The organism is Marinicella sediminis, from assembly GCF_002000055.1.
Taxonomy (GTDB): Bacteria; Pseudomonadota; Gammaproteobacteria; order Xanthomonadales; family Marinicellaceae; genus Marinicella; species Marinicella sediminis.
Window position 1 is genome coordinate 60,772 of sequence record NZ_MVBD01000017.1, and the last position, 1,974, is coordinate 62,745.

The following is a 1,974-nucleotide window of genomic DNA, read 5'->3' on the forward strand; positions in this document are numbered from 1 at the left end:
AATCACCACCTGTAGCAAGGTTCCCACTGAGTTGGCAGGGGGCCAGATCCTTTGCAGGCGATCCAGACAACTGAGCACCAATGTCTCATAATCAGAGGCCAAATCCGTTGCGCTGCAGGCAACCTGCTCAACCTGGGCCGCTGGCAAGTGGGCCGACAGCCTGGCAGCATCAACACCGTCACCAAACACCAAAATATGATGCCCCATGCCATTGACCGGGGTAACCGATGACAACGGCAAATGCGACCAATGCGGACTCGCATACAAGCGGCCTGATGTTTCGTTGTGGTTATTTTTTATGGCATTGATTTTAGCCAGGGCCTCTTGTTTAGTGAGCTGCCCCATTACCAATTGTTTGTATATGTCTTTTATGCTTTGCATGAAATAATCACTCTAGTTCTGCTGCTTCATCAACAGATAAACCATGATTCAAAATTCGGTCAATCACGTATTCGTAAAACTCATCATCGAACTCACTTTTGTTGTCCGGACTCAATGATGCAACAGGTTTGACCAGTACATCCTTTAATCGCCTCAACACCAAACCCTGAACCTGAACACATAGGTTGCCTTCAGGGTCATATAAATCCATGTCAAGATGAACCGTTTGCGTCTGGCTGTTATCGGCCTCTGCGCCAGCATGGTTATCGTTTGCATAACGGATCAAGGCATACACTGCATCAGGACACGGCGACCATGTTTTTATGGACCCCAAAGAGAATGGAATCAGCGGATAAGACAACGGTTGTGTGATGTCTGAAAATAAGCAAACCGATGCCTGAAACAAGCCATCCAACAAACTGGGATGCAACAAGTACTCTTCCGGTTGAGATCCACTCACTGTTGGCAGCCTTAATTGCACCAGTAAACTGTTATCACCACGGCTGACATACTTGATGGATCTGTGCGCAGGTCCATATTCAAAACCCATGGCCGTCAACCCCGCATAAACTTGCTCAGCTGAATAATGAGCGGCTTTATGATGTGCTTCCAGCAAAGTCACATCCAATGGTTCTGGTCTTGCCGTTTCGTTGGGTCTTGCTTCTCCGCTGCAATGAACAATCGATTCATTACTTTGTGCGACACTGCTGGTTATTTGAAACTCTATTTGGTCCTGCTCTCCGAGCGAAACGGTTGTGGTTACCTGTTGTTCAGTCGCTGCCACCAATGGTTGCAGCCACATAAAATCAACCAGCTCAATCTGGCCAAACTCAGCAGAAAAATCAGGAACAGCCTGATTCACTGCGGCCTGAGCCATTTCCAGATAGGCCACCCCTGGCAGGACTTTAAGACCACCCACTTTGTGATCTGCCAGGAAGAACTCATCACCAGTGAACGATGATTGATAGCGCTGTTCATACAAGTCAGACACATTGCGATGTAACAACGGATGTAACTGGGTTGACACTTTGGCGGTGTCATTGGACACCCATTGCAAGGTACTGCCTGGGCTGGACCACCAGTAACGCTCTTTGGCAAACGGATACAGTGGCAATGAAACCCGCCTTGGCACAGAGCCTGGGTACAACTGCTGCCAATCAATCGCCGCACCTTTGACCCATAAACCCAATACCTTCGTCAATTGGCCCTGTGATACCCACTTCTCAACCAACGACCTTTGCACATCCACCTCTTCATTGATGATGCTGATGCCCTCTTCATGCTGCTTGACCTGACCTGCTTTGAAACCTTTGATCTGCGTTTCACCGGACAGGTACTGGTTCAAATGGTCCAACAACTCGCTTGGCGTACTGACCACAAAACCCACCCGCATTTCCATCGCCACCCGACCCATTTGTAAGGTGTAGGCCACCGAATCAAGGCTTGCTAACCCGTCTGCTTGAGCTGACATCCACGCCACCAGGTCTTGTGCTTTCTGACGCAACGATACCTCCGTGCGTGCCGACAATGCAATCACCACTGGTGCTTCTGGCGAGGTGGCCTCTGGCACTTCTGAATCAAGGTACTCCCGCA

2 protein-coding genes are annotated in these 1,974 nt (G+C 49.4%); both read right to left on the bottom strand.

Translation table 11 applies throughout. From position 1 onward, the window contains the following. The coding region (locus B0475_RS17850; protein WP_198538360.1) for a hypothetical protein at positions 1-381 on the bottom strand (381 nt) is incomplete at its 3' end. 7 nt (positions 382-388) lie between these two features. Beyond that, the coding region (locus B0475_RS16525; RefSeq protein ID WP_198538361.1) for a polyketide synthase dehydratase domain-containing protein at positions 389-1,974 on the bottom strand (1,586 nt) is incomplete at its 5' end.